At 65.0% G+C, this 280-nt stretch carries 1 protein-coding gene; it reads left to right on the forward strand.

Annotation, left to right across the window (positions count from 1 at the left end; genetic code table 11):
* The coding region (locus tag AC1RPG_RS08725; protein WP_481762592.1) for a hypothetical protein at window positions 1–233 on the forward strand (233 nt) is incomplete at its 5' end.
* Window positions 234–280 lie beyond the last annotated feature (47 nt).

A 280-nucleotide genomic window follows, 5' to 3' on the forward strand; every position in this document is an offset into this window, starting at 1 on the left:
TCCGCGCATACCGTGATAACGCCGAACCGATCGCGACGCAGGAATCCGACGTGAGCGCGGAAGGCTCGCATCAGGACGCGGCCCCGCAAGAATCGGAAAAGGCCGAGGAACCGGCCCCGAGCCTGAAACACACGCCCCGCGCTCAAGTGCGTGCACTGGCCCGAGCACGTGCCCGCGCTCAGCGTCAGCCGTCGCGCCTGCTGGCCGGTATGTTCCAGCGCGCCGCCGTCTAAAGACCGCACAAGTCATAGGGGATTAGTTGACACGTGTTCTCTAGTCC

The sequence above is a fragment of the Dellaglioa sp. CoH-57-MRSF-18 genome, assembly GCF_056781995.1.